This is a genomic window from Streptomyces sp. NBC_00569, assembly GCF_036345255.1.
Lineage (GTDB): Bacteria > Actinomycetota > Actinomycetes > Streptomycetales > Streptomycetaceae > Streptomyces.
The window spans coordinates 6,703,717-6,719,777 of the sequence record NZ_CP107783.1; the positions used below are offsets into that span (position 1 = coordinate 6,703,717).

Consider the following 16,061-nt stretch of genomic DNA (forward strand, 5'->3'; position numbering starts at 1 on the left):
CCGCTCCGGCGGCCCCGCGTCCGTTCCCGCAGTAGTCCACGCCCCGCGCGATTCCCGAGGTGTCTTCATGCCCGAGAACCACCCTCTGCTGCACTGGTGTCTGCCGGCCCGGCGGCCGGCCGACATCGACTCGCTGGCCCCCACGGCCCTGGCCGCGGAGCGCGCCGGGTTCGACTCGCTCTCGATGCCGGCCGGCGGCCCCGACCCGTGGGCGCTCGCGTCCGGGCTCTGTCGACGCACCGAAAGGATCGGCTTCCTCGTCGCGCTGCCCGCCGGCGGCGCGGGCCCCACCGTCATCGCCCAACAGGCCGACGCGTTCCGCCGGTTCGCGGGTGGCCGCCTCAGGCTCGACGTCGGCGCGCACGGCGCCGGGCTGGCCCACGACCAGCGCTATGGGCGCACCGACGAGGTGATGGCCGTCGTGCGCGACCTGCTCGACGGCAGGCGTATCGACTTCCAGGGCGAGCATGTGCAGGTCGAGGGCGCCCAGTTGAGCGACCCGGCCGTCGAGCATCCGGTGCCGCTCTACTTCGGGGGCGAATCCCCGGCCGCCGACGGCATCGCGGCCCGGCGGGCCGATGTGCGGCTGGTGAGGAGCGCGCCGCCGGCCGTCGTGGCGGAGCGCGTGGCCCGCGCGCGGGACCGCAATCCGCGGCTGCGGTACGGGCTCCGCCTGCGTCTGGTGGGCCGCGCCGAGGCGTCCGAGGCATGGGACGCGGCTGACCGGATCCTGGACGACCACAGGAGCGGATCGGCGGGGGACGCGGTCGTCGGTACGTACGACGAGGTGGCACGGCGGCTGTTCGCCTACCGGGAGCTCGGCATCGACGAGTTCGTCCTCCACGGCTGTACGGGTCCCGGCGAGCCGGCCCGCGTCGCCGGCGAGATCCTTCCGCGGCTGCGTGCCCTCACGGACGCGGCCGCGGTGTGCGGGGCGTGACGCGCGGCGGCGGCGCCGCCTCCCCGTGGGACCGGGGGAGACGGCGCCGCCGCGGTTGACTCCGCGTGACCTGCGCGGTCCGGCGTCAGACGAGCCAGCCGACGAAGTGGGCGAGGCCGGCGAGGATGTCGGTGATCAGGTTCATGGTGGCGCGTTCTCCTAGCGGTGTTGCATGTGTGGGACCAACTCCCCGGCCACGTATGGGACATGGACCGGATCGGCAATTACGGTCTGCAGCCCGTTGCTTGCGCACCGTAAGCATCGTTGGTCACCGACGCCTCATGCAATTCCTGGCGACACGATCACCTGTTCCAGGGAACAACTGCTCCCCTGTTCGTATTTGCGAGACCTCGTGATGCCCCTTCGGGCCGCGCGGAGTTACTCACGGCGCCGTCCCCGCGATGCCGCGCACCACGCCCAGATCCACCAAGTCCTGTGGCCTGAGATGGAGTTGGTCGGCCGTCACGTCCGTCTCGTCCGGGTCGCGCTTGAGGATCGCGGCGGCGAGTTCGGGCGCGATGACGGAGAAGTAGCTGTCCGGCGTCGCCCAGGTGTTCTCCGGTGCGGCCAGTGCGAGCGCCCCGCCCGAGCCGCCCTCGCCCACGACCAGCGTGGTGACGGGGACCGGCGACGCGGCGAGCGCCGTGAACAGGTCCGCGATGGCGGCGCCCGCCCCGGACCGCTCCGCCTCCGCGTCGTTGGCCGCGCCCGGCGTGTCCACCAGTGTCAGCACGGGCACACCGAGCCGCCCGGCGAGCCGTACCAGGCGCGCCGCCGTCCGGTAGCCGGCCGGCCGGGTCGCCGTGCCGAGCTGTGCGGCGTACGCGACCGTCCTGCCGTCCCGCGCGCTCTCCCCGAAGCCGCACAGCACACCGTCGTCGGTGCCGCCGCAGCGGTCGCCGCCGACCGTGACCCGGGACGTGAAGTAGGAGTCCAAGTAGGCGTCCGCGCGCGGTCGTTCAGTCGCACGGGCGCGGCGGACGGCGTCGCGGCCCGTGGCGGGCAGATCGCCGCGGCCGAGCGCGTACGGGACCGGGGCGGGTTCGTCGGACGGGCGTGTGAGCAGCCGCAGCCATGCGGCGAGGGTCCCCGCCAGGTCGTCATGGCGCACCACTGCGTCGACCGCGCCGGCCACGAACTGGCCATGCGCCGAGTACGCCGCCGGGTCCGCGTCCGCGGGCCTCACGCGCGAGCCCGCGAAGCCCACCTGCGCCGCATCGAGCGCCAGGATCACGTCGGCGCCCGCGCCGAGCGTCGCCCAGCCGCCGCCCGTCGTCGGGTCGCGCAGGACCGCCACCTGGGCCAGGCCGGCCTCCCGAGTGAGCGCCGACTGCCGTGCCACGCGCTGGAGTTGGGCCAGCGCCCGCATGCCCTCCTGCATCCGGCTGCCGCCCGTCGCGACCAGGGGCACGACGGGGAGCCGGTGTGCGCGGGCGAACGTGTACGCGGCCTCTATGCGGTCGCCGGTGCGCTCGCCGAGCGAGCCGCCGAGGAAGCCGAACTCGAAGGAGACCAGTACGGCCCTGGTCCCGCCGACCGACGCCGTCCCGCACACCACGGACTCGGCCTCGCCGGTGCGGGCGGTGGCCCGTGCCCGCGCCGCGTCGTAGCCGTCCCAGGAGAGCGGCCCGTCGGGCGCGTACGTGCCCTGGGGGGCGGGCAGTTCGGTGAAGGTGCCGGGGTCGGTGACGGCGGCGAGGGCCTCGCGGGCGGAGAGCCGCACGGTGTCAGCCACGGGGGAGCGCCCGCTTCATGATCTTGCCCATGTCGTTGCGGGGCAGCGCGTCCAGACAGCGCACCACGCGCGGGCGCTTGTGCGGGGCGAGACGGTCGGCGACATGCGAGGCCAGTTCGTCCGCCGCCGGGGGGTGCTCGGCGTCGGCCGGGACGATCCAGGCCACGATGCGCTCGCCGAGGTCGTCGTCGGGCTCACCGGTGACAGCGGCCTCGCTCACCCCGGGGTGCTCCAGGAGCGCGTTCTCGATCTCACCCGCGCCGATCTTGTAGCCGCCGCTCTTGATGAGGTCGGTGGCCTTGCGGCCCACGATGCGGACGTAGCCGTCCGGGTCGCGGACCGCCATGTCGCCGGTGCGGAACCAGCCGCCCTCGGCGAACGCGCCGGCCGTCGCCTCGGGCCGGTTCAGATACTCGGTGAAGAGGTTCGGGCCCCTGACCTGGATCTCGCCGACCGCCTCCGGGTCACCGGCCGGGATCTCCGTGACGCCGTCCTCCTCCACGAGCCGCACCGAGACGCCGGGCAGCGGCACGCCGACCGTTCCCGCCCGCGCCTCGCCGTCCGCCCGCACGCTCGTGTTCATCAGGGTCTCCGTCATCCCGTACCGCTCGATGACGCGGCGGCCCGTCGCGGCGGCGATCCGCTCGTGGTCGTGCACGGGCAGTGCCGCGGATCCGGACACCAGGAGCCGCGCCCCGGACAGGGCCTTCGCCAGCTCCGGCTCGGCGGGCAGCGCCTCGGCGATGCGGTGGTACATCGTCGGCACCCCGAACAGCATGGTCGCGCCGCTGCCCAGTTCGCGCGCCACGCCCTCCGTGCTGAACCGGCCCAGGTGGCGCACCGATCCGCCGCGGCGCAGCGGGCCGAGGATGCCCAGGATCAGGCCGTGCACGTGGAACAGCGGCAGGCCGTGCACCAGGACGTCGTCGCCGGTCCACTCCCAGGCGTCCTGGAGCGCGTCCAGGGTCGAGGTGACCGCGCGGCGCGGCAGGACCGCGCCCTTGGGCGGGCCCGTCGTGCCGGAGGTGTAGACGACGAACGCGGGCGCCGACGCGTCCGGCTCGGGCCACTCGCGGGCCGGGCCCGACGCGGCAGCCGTGTCGATGTCCGTGCCGACGAACGTCAAGCCGCCCAGCGCGTCGGGGAGTTCGGTCCCGGGCGCGGCGAGCACGACGTCCGGGGCGCTGTCGGCCACGATGTGCGCCAGCTCGCCGCTGCCGGACTTCGGGTTGAGCGGGACGGCGAGCACGCCCGCGAGCAGCGCCGCGACGACGCCGACGGCGGTCTCCAGGGTGGGCGTCGCCCACACGGCGGCCCGGCTCGCGCCCTCGAGGCGTGCGGCCAGGGCTCCGGCCGCCGAGGCCAGCTCCCCGTAGGTGAGGGAGCGGTCGCCGAAGCGCAGGGCGGGGCGGTCGGGGTCGTGGGCCAGGGCGGGGAAGAGCAGGGACACGGGTGGCGCTCCTAGCGGCGGTCGACGTGACGGCAGTGGACAAGTGGCTGAACCAATGTGGGGGTGCCGTCGCCCGTACGTCAAGGATGCGCCCGAATATTGGTTCAGCCACTGGGCCATTTCTCCGGTCCGCTGTTACGCTGCAGAAGCCCAGGGAGGAGGGCCCCATGACCGACGCACTGCGGCCGATGACGGCCAGGCCGCGCCTGTACGAGCAGGTCCTCGACCGGCTGCGCGCCTACGTCGCCGAGGGCGGCCTGCGCGCCGGTGACCGCCTCCCGCCCGAGCGCGACCTGGCCGCCCGCCTCGGAGTGAGCCGCGCCTCCGTGAAGCAGGCCATCGTCGTCCTGGAGGTCCAGGGACTGGTGGAGGCCCGGCACGGCGGCGGCACGTACCTCATGCGCGACAGCCTCGACGCGGAGCCCGTCGAGCGCATGGTGGAGCGCAGGCGCCGGCTGCCCGATGTCCTGGAGGCCCGCGAGGCGATGGAGACCAAGCTCGCCGAGCTGGCCGCAGAACGCCGCACCGACGAGGACCTCACCGCACTCCACAAGGCGCTCGACCGCATGGCGGCCGACATCGAGGACGGCGGCCACGGCGTGGAGGGCGACCGGCTCTTCCACGCGGCCGTCACCGCGGCCGCCCACAGCGCGCTCCTCGCGGAGTTCATGCGGTCCATCGCCGACCAGGTCACCGAGTCCCGCACCGAGTCCCTGCGCCAGCCGCGCCGCCCCGCCCGCTCCCTCGCCCAGCACCGGGCGATCCTCGAAGCGATCGAGACGGGCCGCCCCGCCCAGGCCGCGACGGCGATGCGCCGGCATGTACGGACCGTGGCGAAGGTACGGCTCCTGGACTGGGACCCGGACGAGGGCGAGTAGCCGCTGCCTGCCAGGGGGGTTGTTAGCCTGCGGAGCGCTCTTCGTACGACCCTACCGACGCATGGAGTTCCCGTGGCAGACGCCCCCTACGGCAGCACGAACCGGATCGCCCTGGTCACCAGCCGGCCCGGCATCGAGATCGACGGGGACCTGCCGCTGCTCGTGAAGGCGCTGAGCGAGCGGGGCGCCGAGGCCGAGACCGTGTTCTGGGACGACCCCGAGGTCGACTGGGCCTCGTTCGACCTCGCCGTCATCCGCTCCACCTGGGACTACAGCTGGCGCACCGCCGAGTTCGTCGCGTGGGCCGAGCGGTGCTCGGCGCTCACCCGGCTCGCCAACCCGGTGGACGTCGTGCGCTGGAACACCGACAAGCGGTACCTGGGTGAACTGGCCGGCCGCGAGGTGCCCGTCGTCCCCACCCGCTACTTCGCGCCGGGCGACACCCCCGAGCTGCCCGCCGACCGTGAGTTCGTGATCAAGCCGACCGCGGGCGCGGGCGCCCGGTTCGCCGCGCGTTACCGGCCCGCCGAGAGCGACACCGCGCTGCGCCAGCTGGCACGCATGCACGACGCGGGCCTCACCGCGATGATCCAGCCCTACGTCACGGACATCGACGTCACCGGCGAGCGTGCCGTCGTCTTCTGCGGCGGACGCTTCCTGCACGCCGTCCGCAAGGGCGCCGTCCTCGCCGAGGGCGTCGCCTACGACGCGCACAAGACGCCCCACCCGGCGCTGGAGCCCTGGGAGCCCACGGCCGCCGAACTCGACGTGGCGAAGCGGGCGCTGGCCGCCGTGCCGGGCGCCCCCGAGCTGCTCTACGCGCGCGTCGACCTGGTCGACGGGAACGACGGGAAGCCGTGCGTCATGGAGCTGGAGCTTGTCGAACCCAACCTGTTCCTCGGAACGGTCCACCCCGGTTCCCTGCCCGTCGTGGCCGACGCGATCATCGAGGTGGCGGCCGGCGTCAGCCGGTGAGCGTCCAGCGCTGGAGCAGCCCGTAGGTGAACTCCGCCCTGACGTCCCGAAGCGTCCCCTCCGCGTCCGGCGCCGCGAAGGCGAGGCCCCAGCGCGTGGGGGCCGAGCCCTCCAGCGGGCGGGCCGGCGGAAACGCCTCGGACACCTCGTCCACGGTGCAGGACCAGGGGACGAGGTCGTCGAGGGTGCGGAGCGTGGGCGCGGGCGTACCGGGGGCCCGGACCAGCCACTCGTTCCACACCGCGCCGTTCGGGCCGGCCAGCGCCTCGAAGAGCAGACCGGGCCAGAGCGGCACTCGCCACTGGAGGGCCTCGCAGGTCAGGTCCCCGATCTGCCGGGTGACGGTCTGTTCGGGGGCGCCGAGGAGTGAGCGGTACAGGGACCGCGTGGTGAGCGGGCCCCTCACATGGCGCCTGGCCTGGTAGCGGCGGTTCGCCTCCCGCATCTGCGCCACCGACGCGCCGAGTTCCCGGCGCGCGTCCTCCACCAGCTCCGGGTTGTGGTCCGCCATGCGGCGCAGCAGGACCAGCTGGAAGTCGGTGACCGTGAAGGGCTCACCGGTGGGGGCGGGCCTGCGTCGCGCTGACATACGGTCCATGGTCGCGCACGGCGGCCGCGCCGTCAGGGCGACATCCGATCGAGCAGCCGCTCGTGCTCGTCCTCCGGGACCTGCTCGCCCGACGAGGGCAGGAGCTGGGGGATGCCGTCGACGATCGGGTAGCGGCGCCGCAGCCGGGGGTTGTAGAGCGCCTCGCCCGACAGGAGGGCGTCCTCCCCGGGCGGGAGGAGGTGCAGCGGGCCCTTGTCGAGCGGACAGGCCAGGATCCTGAGCAGCGGGTCATCGGGCTTCACGGTGGGTCAACTCCTTGGCGGGCGAGGGTGGTGGGGGCGGCTGGTCGTCGTGCTTCGGCATGAGGAGCAGGACGGACACGGCGAGGACCGTGCCGGTCAGGCGCAGCGCCAGGGGCACCGGCTCGCGCGGCAGTGGCTCGCCGAACGCGAGTGTGCCGAGCACGGCCGTGAACAGGCACGTCACCGTCGAGCACACCGGCACGATGAGGGAGGCGCGGCACCGCTGGAGCGCCGCCTGCGACATGACGAGCCCGAACCCGCCCGTGCACAGCAGTAGATAGGGGTAGGGCGAGGTCAGCAGGTGCAGCGCGGCCGCGCCGAGCCGGTCCGTGGTCAGATATCCGGCCACCCCCTTGATGGCCAGCGAGCTCACGCCGTAGAGCAGGCCCACCGCGACCCCGTACTCGACGCCGGCCGTCGGGAGGCGGTGCCGGCGGCGCGTTCTGCGCTCGGCGAGGCCGTACAGGAGGAGCCCCGCCGCGAGCGTCGGCACGCACACTCCGAGGATCAGCGCGGCGGGTGCGCCCTTGCTGACGGTGTCGCTTCCCTGGCGCAGGGACAGTACGACCATGAGGAGCGCGGCGAGGATCGCGCCGATCGCGTACCGCTCCCGGCCCGTCGTGCGTTCCCCGAGGAGGGCCGAGGACAGGAGCAGCAGGAGGACGAGGCCGGAGACGAAGATGGCCTGCGCGGCGGCGATGGGAAGTGTTCTGTAGACCGCGAGCTGTGCCCCGAATCCGGCGGCCAGGGCCAGGGAGCCGCCGAGCCACAGGGGGCTGCCGGCGACGAGGCGCACCAGATGGGCCGGGCGGCGCACACTGACCTGAGGCAGCGCGGCGAGTGCCCGCTTCTCCAGGACGAACCCGGTGCTGTAGAGGACGTTCGCGAGCAGCGCCGCGCCGACACCCCACCACATGGCGGTCATCCCGCTCACGTCTTCCTGGCGTGCAGCAGGAGGATCGAGGAGAGGGACGGCGCCGCGCAGGCGAGCCGGTCCAGGGGGCGCAGCGGGCGCGGCACCCCGTGGAAGGGCGCGCCCGTGACCCGTACGACGTCGAAGCCCGCGGCCGCCACGAACGAGCGCAGCGCGCGGGCCGTGTACAGCCGCAGATGGCCCACGACCTCGGTGCCCGGGCGGCCGTGCACCCCGCGCAGGCTGACCTCGGAGAAGACGGGCTGCACCCCGGCGAGCAGCAGCGCCCGGTTGTACCAGGCGGCGAGGTTCGGCGTGGACAGCATGAGATGGCCGCCGGGGCGCAGGATCCGGCGGATCTCGTCGAGCGCGGCATCCGGGTCGACGAGGTGCTCGATCACCTCGCTGAACAGGACGGCGTCGGCGGATCCCGCCGCGAACGGCAGCCCGCTCGCGGTGAGTTCACCGCGCACCACGTCCGGGATGCGGGCCCTGGCCCGCTTGAGGGCGTCCTGCGACCAGTCGACGCCGACGATGCGGTGGCCCGCGAGGAGCGGCGCCGCGGTGGCCGCGGCCTGTCCGTCGCCGCAGCCGATGTCGACGACCGTGGCGGGGAAGGGCGCGGGCCGGCCGAGCGCGGCGGCCAGCGCGCGGGCCTGGCGGTGGGAGCGCTGTTCGCCGGAGGCGACCGGGGTGGCCGGGTCCTCGTAGAAGTCCCGCAGTCCGGGCGGGGCGGACGTGGTCGTCATGGCGTCGCCTCCTGCGTCGCGTGCAGGTAGTGCTCGAACAGGTCCCGCAGCCGGTCGCCGTCACCCGGCCCGAGCAGGGTGCGTGACCAGCGCAGGGCGAGGTGCAGCCGGCCGGCCGTGGACGCGGTCGTCACGGTCAGGCCGCGCGGCATGCGCGCGGGGGCCGAGAACCAGACGGCGTGGGCGCGGCCCGCGTCACCGAAGTCGAGCGGGTAGGGGACGCGGCCGATGTTGCTGAGCAGCGTGGTCGACGTCCAGGGTGCGGCGGCCCTGCGCAGCCCGCGGGTGACCGCGGCGCGCCAGGCGACCGGGGCGAGCGGGGCGGTGAGGAGGGCGGCGCCGTGACCGAGCTGGGGCCGGTCGAGGGCCTTGAGCGCCCTGGTGCGGACCGAGGTGCGGTGCAGCAGGAGCGGAATGCCGGTGGCCGTCAACTCCGCCGGTTCGAAGGTGACTTCGACGAGCCGGGTGCCGTTGCCGATGGGCATGTCCGCGCCCCGGGGCCGGTCGTCCACCGGCATCGTGATGCGCAGGGGACGCGGGCGCGCGCCGTGCTCCCTGTTCCAGTGCGTGATCATCAGGGCGGTGGCGGCCATGAGCTGGTCGTTGACGGTGTACGGGGCGCCGGCGGGCCGGTGCGGCACGGGCAGGTCCGCGACCAGGAGGCCGTTACCGGGCGAGAGGGCGGGTGAGGTGTCGGGGGTGCCGGGCGCGACGCGGGCGGGCGGGGTCCACGGCGAGGGCCCGCGCAGGGCGGGCCCCGGCGCCCCGGGCGGCGCCCGGTGGGGCGCCGGCGCGCCGGGGGCGTCGTCGTGGTCCCCGTAGATCTCGGCCGCCGTCGCGAGGACGCGCAGACAGGCCGGGCCGTCCAGAGCGGTGTGGTTGATCGTGAGGAACAGGACCGCGGCACCGTCCTCCCGCTCCCGCAACACCTCCAGACGGATCGGCGGCGACGCGGTCAGCGGCGGGGCGTGCGTCAGCGCGCGCGTCCTGGCCCTCTTGAGCGCGTCCGGTCCCGGCGGCGGGAAGGTGACCACGTCCACATCGGGGCCGCGGGTCAGCTCCCACTCGTAGCGCCGCCGGTACCAGGGGCCCGCCGCCTCCCGCATCAGGATGCGCGGATGGCGGCGCAGCGCCTCGGCGAAGGCGGCCGTCAGCCTGGCGGGGTCCGGGGCGCCCGGCAGGTGGACCTCGATGTGGACGGTCTCCGGCTCCTCGTCCTGGAGACAGTGCCGGGCGACCTCGTCGACCACGGGAAACGGGACGCGCCGCGGCGCGACGGGGGCCGGCACGCTCATGCCGATCCTTCCTGTGAGGGGCCGCCGGGCGGCCGCGGCGGATCGGCCGGGGTCCTCGCCGGCCCGCGAGTGGTCGTCAGAGCGGCGAACAGGGCCACCAGCGCGAGGAGTTGGGCCGCCGGGCCGAAGGCGCCCGCGGACGACCGGGACGGCTCGCCGGCTCCCACCGCGGCGGCGATGCCCGCACCCGCCATCGCCAGGAACGCGATCGGGACGAGGAGCGCGTGCCGCCGCCACGCCACGAGCGCGAGCGCCGGGACGAGCAGCGCGAGCGGACCCGCGATCACCGCGCCGACCAGGGTGAGTGCCACCGTGCCGAGCAGCAGCCCGGGCGGCGGGGCGGGCGGCGTCGCGTCGGTGTTTGCGGCGCGCCGCCGGAAGAGGGCGATCCCGGCCAGCGCGAGCACGCCCGCGGCCCCGCCGAACAGCCCCGCCTCGTACGTCCGCGCCGGTTCGTAGCTCAGCTGCACGGTGCCGCCCGCGCCCTGGGGGACGAGGAAGCCCTGCTGCCAGCCGTCCAGGCGCAGCGGGGTCAACTCCTTGCCGTCGAGGGTCGCCTTCCAGCCGTCGTTGGCGTTCTCGTACGTCGTCAGATAGGTGGCGGGGCCGGAGCCGATGGTCACCTCCTTGCGGTCGCCGAGCCAGTCGCGGATGCGCAGGGCGCGGCCGGCGGGCGGGGTGGTGGTGGGTGCGTCGGTGCGGGTGAGGGTGGCGTCGGTCAGGCGGAGGGGGCCCTTGTCCTGTGGTGCCTCCAGGGTGTGCGTGCCGGCGGGGAGAGGCAGCGACGTGGGGGCCCGCCCGCACAGGGTGACGGCGATGGGGCGGCGTTCCACGAGGTCCCTGACCGTTCCCTTCGCGCCGGTCCGGTGACGTGTGCCGTCGACCGTGACGTCCGGGCCCTTGCCGCACGGCAGGCTGAACGTGCGGGTGGGGGACGGCTGCGGGGTGCGGTACTGGTCGAGCGCCGGGAGGTACGCCTCCGTCAGGCCGACCGGCAGTTGCAGATCGGCGTCCGCCACCGGGTTGTGGACGGTGAGGGGGGCCGTCGCGGTGACGGTGATGTCCAGGCGGTCCGTGGTGATCGGGTCGAAGCGGGCCACGCCGTTCTCGTCGACGCCCGCCACGGCCGCCCCGTCCGGCGAACTGATCTCGATCTTCTCTGGGCGGGTGGAGAGGCCGCCGGCGGCGGCGAGTACGACTTCTCCCACCGGCTGCTTGTCCGGCCAGCGCAGATGGATGGTGGGCCGGTCGCCCGCGATCCACGCCGTGGTCAGGTCGCCGTCCGTGAGATTGCGGGCCGACAGGTCGCCGCCGAGCGCGGACGTGGAGTCCGCGGTGGCCGTGACGCGATGGCGCTGCTCGGGCGCCACCTCGTAGAGGAGCTTGTCGAACGCGTCGCCCGGAGCGGGCCGCGCGCTCGCCCCGAGGGTGTACGTGCCGCCTTCGGCGGTCGTGAACAAGCGCCCGAGGTTCGGCTCCGCGGTGGTCACGTGGAAGCTGAACTGCTGCGCGTCCGTGGAGTCCTGGGGCAGCCGGAGCAGCCGGGTCACCTGGACGCCCGGGATGTCGACGGCCAAGAAGCCCGCGCCCGCGAGACCTGTGTGCCCCGCCTGCGCGCCCAGGATCGTGATCCGCAGCCAACTGCTGTCGCCCGCAGGCGCCTTGACGGTCTGACGCTCGCCGTTCGGCTGAAGGGCCGAGGTGGCCGAGCCCGTTTCCGTCTGTACGCGGATCCGGGTCGGCGCGGCCCTGACTCCCTCCTGCGGCAGGGGAGTCACCTGGAGCGTGCCGGGCACGGGTGTCTTCGAGGAGAACGCGATCCGCAGCCACTGCCCGTCGGGCGTGCCCGGTGTGCCCTCCGCCCACGCCGTGTCGGGGTTCCCGTCGAACGCGTTCACCGGGTCGTACTGCGGCAGGTGGAACAGCCAGTTCCCGCTCGACGACGCCGTGACCTGCGCCGCGCCGCGCAGCACGGCGGTCGTCTGATGGCGGACCCCGTCGCCCGGCAGGATCTGCCGTGGCTTCGCCCCCGGGTCCTGCGTGCTGCCCGGGGAGTTCCGCTCGGTCGGCGTGTACGTGTACGAGGTGTTGGATCCGACCAGGCCGAAGCGGGTGTCGGCGCGGCGAAGGCCGTCACCGGCCGTGCGCAGCGCGGGCGTACCGATGCCCGGGTGGTTGTCGCCGGTGAGGACGGTGGGCCTGCCGCGCATCGCCGGGTCGGCGGACAGCGGCAGGAGCGACTCGGGGCCGCCGCTGACCTCCGCGGTGCCGGAGACCGGCAGCAGGGCGGCCTGCCCGGGACGCCGCGCGGAGCCGGGCGCGTAGATCTCCACCGCTCGCTGGCGCGGATAGAGCCCCTCGACCTGGAGCGGGGTGCCGTCGGCGATGCGGCCGCCGGTCGTGACGGGCCCGAACCCGGTGACGCGCCGGTACCCGGACTCCTCCAGGGTGCGCTTGACGGTCGCGGTCGGTACGTAGCCCAGCTGGTCGGGGTCGAGGTCGTTGCGTACGACGACGAAGTGCAGTCCCGCCCGGCTCAAGTAGTCCTGGAGGCCGGGGACTTCACCGCCGGTGGTCAGGGCCTGCTCGACGGCGTCGAGGGCGCGGCGGTTGCCGGGTGTGCCGAACGGGACGTAGTCGCGCTGCGCCCAGCGCGAGTCGGCGAGGACGTCGAGGGGCTGGTCGATGGGGGAGCCCCAGGTGTAGATGCCGTGCGCGGTGGCGGGCACGACGAGGGCGCGCGAGTCGGGCGAGCGCTCCTTCAGCCAGTGCGCCGTCGTGTCCCAGTACGCGGGCAGGGAGCGGAACGAACCCGGTTGCAGGATCGAGCCGTTGAGGTACGGCCAGGCGAGACCCGGCAGGATCAGGACCGCCGCCAGGAGGGGCGCGTACCGGCGGTGGCGCAGGGGGCGGGCGCCGCGCGGCTCGGCCGCGACCGCCGTCACGTGCATCAGCCCGAAGGCGAGGGCGAGCCCGAGGCCGGTCTGGAACTTGTAGATGTTGCGGAACGGGACCAGGCCGCCGTTCAGCCAGGACTGCACCGTGGAGTGGAAGGGTGCGCCGAGCGCGCCCCCGTACCCCGCGAGGGTGATCAGCGCGACCGTGAGGACCGTCAGGACGAGCCAGCGGCGTTCGGGCAGATCGCGGCGGGCGAGCCCCGCGAGCCCGAAGGCCGCCGCGAGCGCCGACCCGACGACGGTCACGGCCGCCGTCGCGACCGTCCAGCCCGCGGGCAGCCAGGCCTCGCCGAAGTGCAGGTACGCCACCCAGTTCCCGGCGCCGCGCAGGGACTCGGCGGCCGACATGGTGCCCGTCGTGGTCTGCGAAGTCTCCACGTACGGAAGGAAGTTCTCGCCGTACACGCCCAGGAGGAGCAGCGGCAGGATCCACCAGGCCGTCGCGAGGATCACCGACGGGGTCCACCACGCGATCAGCTTGCGGCGGCGCGGGCCCGCCGGGCGGGAGAGGAGATAGAGACCCACCGGGAGGAGGGAGGCGAGAGTGGCCGCCGCGTTCACCCCGCCCATGAACGGGACGAGGAGCGCCGAGCGCGTCGCCGCGACGCGCGCGCTCGTGCGGTCGTTCGTGAGCGGCAGCAGCACCCACGGCAGGAACGCGCCCGGCAGGGCGGCCGCCGACGTCGAGCCGACGACGATCGTGAACGCCGGCCACAGCGCGTAGGCCACCGCGCCGAGCAGCCGGGTCCGGGGGCTGCCGATCCTCAGGCGCTCCGCGAGACGCAGGGCACCCCAGAACGCCACCGTCACGATGATCGACAGCCACAGGCGCTCGGCCAGCCACACCGGCAGATGCGTCAGCCGCGCGAGCCCGTAGTAGGGCAGCATCGGGAACGAGTAGCCGACGTACTGGTCGAAGATCCCGCCGAAGCCCGCCCGGTCGTGCCACAGGTCGCCCAGGTCCGTGAGGAACTTCCACGGGTCGAGCGCGACACCCAGCTTCGTGTCGAACGTCATGCGCCCGGGCGACACCGCCACGAACAGCGCGAACAGCGTCGCCCAGAAGGCCAGCAGCCAGCGCCGCGAGCGCGGCCCCCGCCCGTGTCCTGGACGGGAGGGGGCGGGGCGGGCCGCCGCCGGGGGCGGCGCCTGGACCGTGCTCGTCATGGAGAACACCGCCGGAGGATGAGGAGGAGGTTCCAGGTGGCGAACTCGCGCACGCCCGGCACCTTCGCGACGGTCGCCGCGAGGAACGGCCAGTAGCGGGAGCGCGCGGAGACGACGGTGATGTCGTCACGGGCCCTGACCTGGCGCAGCGTCGGACCGATGTGATGCGCGAAGAGGTTCTCGCCGAGCGTGTGCTTGGGCGGCCTGCCCGTACGCCGCTGGTAGCGGGCGCGGGCCCGGTCGGCGCCCAGGTAGTGCCAGGGTGCCCATTCGTGACCGCCCCACGGGGAGAGCCAGTTGGTGAACGAGAGATAGACGATCCCGCCGGGCCGCGTCACCCGGACCAGCTCGCTGAGGAACGTCTGTGGGTCGTCCACGTGCTCCAGGACGTTCGAGGAGAACGTGACATCGGCCGCGCCCTCCGCGAGCGGCAGCAGATAGCCGTCCGCCACGACAGCGGGCGCGGCCGGCCGCGCGCCCAGCTCCCGCGCGTCGGGCTCGAAGAGGAAGCCGTGCGCGCCGCGCCGCCTGAACTCCCGGGTGAAGTAGCCGGACCCGCCGCCCACATCGACGACGATCTTCCCCGCGACACCCCCGCAGACCGCCTCGACCTGGTCGGCGGCGTCGCGGGCCAGCAGGGAGTAGCAGGTCTCGGGGTCCCGCTGTTCGCGCAGGAACGCGCGGAACAGGGCGAGCGAGCGGCGGAGCGACGGGTCGGGCGGGGACGTGCGTGTCGAGTGCGTCATGGCGCGGGGCTCCTCACCGCCTCGGCGGCCACGGCTCTGAACTGCCGCACCGTGTGCGCCCAGCGGAAGGCCGCGGCGCGCTCCTCGGCGGCCTTGCCCATCAGCCGGCGCCGCTGGCCGGACAGGGCCAGCGCGCACCAGGCCGCCGCGAACGACGACTCGCCGCGTGCGAGAAGCCCCGTGACGCCGTCCTCGACGGAGTCGCGCAGCCCCGGCACGTCGAAACCGATCGCCGGGGTCCCGCGCGCGGCGGCCTCCGTGACGACCAGGCCCCACCCCTCCACGGCGGAGGGGTGCAGCAGCAGCCATGCCTCGCACAGCAGCCGGTTCTTCTCGGCCTCGGAGACATGACCCATGAACTCGACGCCGGGGCCGGCGAGTTGTTCGAGCCGGTCCCGCTCGGGTCCGTCGCCGACGATGAGGAGCCGGCCGCCGGTGACCGGCCGCACCCGCTCCCACAGGCGCAGCAGCAGATCGATCCGCTTGTACTCGACGAGCCGGCCCATCGCGAGGAAGAGCGGCTCACGGGAGCGGTCCGCGCGCGGGCCCGGCTCCTCGACGCCGTTGTGGACGACGCGGATGCGTTCGCGTTCGACGCCGAGTGCCCGCAGCGCGGTGGCCGTCGACGGCGAGACGGCCACCAGCAGACCGCGGCGCTCGGCGCCGGACAGCGCCCAGTGCTCCAGACGTCGCCCGAGCCGCGCGGCCGGCGCGAGCGGCCCGCCGAAGCGCATGCGCCACAGATCGGTGTGGACGTGGTTGACCAGGCGCAGCGTCGGGCCGCGGTGCCACAGCGGCGCCAGATACGGCATGCCGTTGCACACCTCCACGAGCAGGTCGCAGTCGCCGACCTGGCGGGCGAACGCGGAGCGCGCCCGCAGGTAGTGGCCGAGGTCGCCGCCGGCCGACACGACGCGGTAGTCACGGAACGCGGCGGGCCCGCCGCACAGCAGCGTCACCTCGTGGCCCAGGCGGGTCAGCCCGTCGGCCAGCCGGTCGACGAGGAGTTCGGAGCCGCCCGCGGCCGGGTTGCCGAGGTCGCGGTGGGCGAGGAAGACGATCCGGCGCGGCGGCGGGGGAAGCGCCGGGTGGGGACGTGCGTCGCCCGGGTGGGGCGTGCGCAGGGGGGTGGGCACGTGCTGGGGCATGGGTGCTCCAACTCGTCTCGGGGTGCGGAACTGTGTGGGGGGACTCGCGCGGAGCATTCGGGGACGACGCCTTTGCGGACGCCGTTGCGGGGACTGGCTCAGGCTGCGGAACGGGGTGCCGGGGCGGCGGTTACGAAGGAGCTGTGCCGGGGCTGTGCGGGGGCCGTGCGTGAACTGTGCGGGGGGTGGGGTGGGACAGTTTTCGCCGAGCTGTTCGATGCGGCTACTCACCGAGGTGACAAATTCTCAGCTTTCC

Annotated in this window: 13 protein-coding genes; 3 read left to right on the top strand and 10 right to left on the bottom strand. The window is 74.4% G+C overall.

Annotated elements, in window-relative coordinates:
- Window positions 1-67 precede the first annotated feature (67 nt).
- Window positions 68-940, top strand: coding sequence for an LLM class flavin-dependent oxidoreductase (locus tag OHO83_RS30095; protein ID WP_330280000.1), 873 nt, complete (start codon window positions 68-70; stop codon window positions 938-940).
- Window positions 941-1,322: 382 nt separating this feature from the next.
- Here the strand turns inward: OHO83_RS30095 and OHO83_RS30100 are convergent, their stop codons facing one another.
- Complete coding sequence (locus OHO83_RS30100) at window positions 1,323-2,675, bottom strand: carboxyl transferase domain-containing protein (protein ID WP_330280001.1); 1,353 nt, start codon at window positions 2,673-2,675, stop codon at window positions 1,323-1,325.
- The gene (locus OHO83_RS30105; protein ID WP_330280002.1) at window positions 2,668-4,125 is read right to left on the bottom strand and encodes an acyl-CoA synthetase; all 1,458 of its coding nucleotides are present in this window, start codon (window positions 4,123-4,125) and stop codon (window positions 2,668-2,670) included. The genes OHO83_RS30100 and OHO83_RS30105 overlap by 8 nt, the downstream gene beginning before the upstream one ends.
- 167 nt (window positions 4,126-4,292) lie before the next feature.
- On the opposite strand from OHO83_RS30105, the gene OHO83_RS30110 reads away from it, so the two are divergent.
- Window positions 4,293-5,003, top strand: coding sequence for a FadR/GntR family transcriptional regulator (locus OHO83_RS30110; protein WP_266670274.1), 711 nt, complete (start codon window positions 4,293-4,295; stop codon window positions 5,001-5,003).
- Between the two features lie 72 nt (window positions 5,004-5,075).
- Entirely contained in the window at window positions 5,076-5,978 is a 903-nt protein-coding gene (locus OHO83_RS30115; RefSeq protein ID WP_330280003.1) for an ATP-grasp domain-containing protein, read from the top strand.
- Here OHO83_RS30115 and OHO83_RS30120 read toward each other — a convergent pair.
- Genes OHO83_RS30120 through OHO83_RS30155 form a run of 8 tightly spaced genes read right to left on the bottom strand, consistent with a single transcriptional unit; the run spans window position 5,968 to window position 15,805 of the window.
- Window positions 5,968-6,576 (bottom strand): hypothetical protein, encoded by a 609-nt coding sequence (locus OHO83_RS30120; protein ID WP_330280004.1) that lies wholly within the window; start codon window positions 6,574-6,576, stop codon window positions 5,968-5,970. The genes OHO83_RS30115 and OHO83_RS30120 overlap by 11 nt on opposite strands.
- Before the next feature lie 23 nt (window positions 6,577-6,599).
- Window positions 6,600-6,830, bottom strand: a complete 231-nt coding sequence (locus OHO83_RS30125) for a Trm112 family protein (protein WP_266670268.1) — start codon at window positions 6,828-6,830, stop codon at window positions 6,600-6,602.
- Window positions 6,817-7,746, bottom strand: a complete 930-nt coding sequence (locus OHO83_RS30130) for a hypothetical protein (RefSeq protein WP_330280810.1) — start codon at window positions 7,744-7,746, stop codon at window positions 6,817-6,819. Before OHO83_RS30130 ends, OHO83_RS30125 begins: the two co-directional genes overlap by 14 nt.
- A gap of 14 nt (window positions 7,747-7,760) precedes the next feature.
- A complete protein-coding gene (locus OHO83_RS30135; RefSeq protein ID WP_266670266.1) occupies window positions 7,761-8,492 on the bottom strand; it encodes a class I SAM-dependent methyltransferase in 732 nt (243 codons plus the stop codon).
- The gene (locus OHO83_RS30140; protein WP_266670264.1) at window positions 8,489-9,787 is read right to left on the bottom strand and encodes a condensation protein; all 1,299 of its coding nucleotides are present in this window, start codon (window positions 9,785-9,787) and stop codon (window positions 8,489-8,491) included. Before OHO83_RS30140 ends, OHO83_RS30135 begins: the two co-directional genes overlap by 4 nt.
- Window positions 9,784-13,911: an alpha-(1->3)-arabinofuranosyltransferase gene (locus tag OHO83_RS30145; protein WP_330280005.1), complete on the bottom strand. Its 4,128-nt coding sequence runs from the start codon at window positions 13,909-13,911 to the stop codon at window positions 9,784-9,786. The genes OHO83_RS30140 and OHO83_RS30145 overlap by 4 nt, the downstream gene beginning before the upstream one ends.
- Entirely contained in the window at window positions 13,908-14,657 is a 750-nt protein-coding gene (locus OHO83_RS30150) for a class I SAM-dependent methyltransferase (protein WP_266670260.1), read from the bottom strand. Before OHO83_RS30150 ends, OHO83_RS30145 begins: the two co-directional genes overlap by 4 nt.
- Window positions 14,654-15,805: a glycosyltransferase family 4 protein gene (locus tag OHO83_RS30155; protein ID WP_266670258.1), complete on the bottom strand. Its 1,152-nt coding sequence runs from the start codon at window positions 15,803-15,805 to the stop codon at window positions 14,654-14,656. Before OHO83_RS30155 ends, OHO83_RS30150 begins: the two co-directional genes overlap by 4 nt.
- Between the last annotated feature and the right edge of the window lie 256 nt (window positions 15,806-16,061).

Bases quoted from the DNA above. Each gene is read 5' to 3' on its own strand.
- OHO83_RS30095 (WP_330280000.1), top strand. From the start codon at position 68: ATGCCCGAGAACCACCCTCTGCTGCACTGGTGTCTGCCGGCCCGGCGG.
- OHO83_RS30110 (WP_266670274.1), top strand. From the start codon at position 4,293: ATGACCGACGCACTGCGGCCGATGACGGCCAGGCCGCGCCTGTACGAG.
- OHO83_RS30120 (WP_330280004.1), bottom strand. From the start codon at position 6,576: ATGGACCGTATGTCAGCGCGACGCAGGCCCGCCCCCACCGGTGAGCCC.
- OHO83_RS30130 (WP_330280810.1), bottom strand. From the start codon at position 7,746: ATGTGGTGGGGTGTCGGCGCGGCGCTGCTCGCGAACGTCCTCTACAGC.
- OHO83_RS30135 (WP_266670266.1), bottom strand. From the start codon at position 8,492: ATGACGACCACGTCCGCCCCGCCCGGACTGCGGGACTTCTACGAGGAC.
- OHO83_RS30140 (WP_266670264.1), bottom strand. From the start codon at position 9,787: ATGAGCGTGCCGGCCCCCGTCGCGCCGCGGCGCGTCCCGTTTCCCGTG.
- OHO83_RS30145 (WP_330280005.1), bottom strand. From the start codon at position 13,911: ATGACGAGCACGGTCCAGGCGCCGCCCCCGGCGGCGGCCCGCCCCGCC.
- OHO83_RS30150 (WP_266670260.1), bottom strand. From the start codon at position 14,657: ATGACGCACTCGACACGCACGTCCCCGCCCGACCCGTCGCTCCGCCGC.
- OHO83_RS30155 (WP_266670258.1), bottom strand. From the start codon at position 15,805: ATGCCCCAGCACGTGCCCACCCCCCTGCGCACGCCCCACCCGGGCGAC.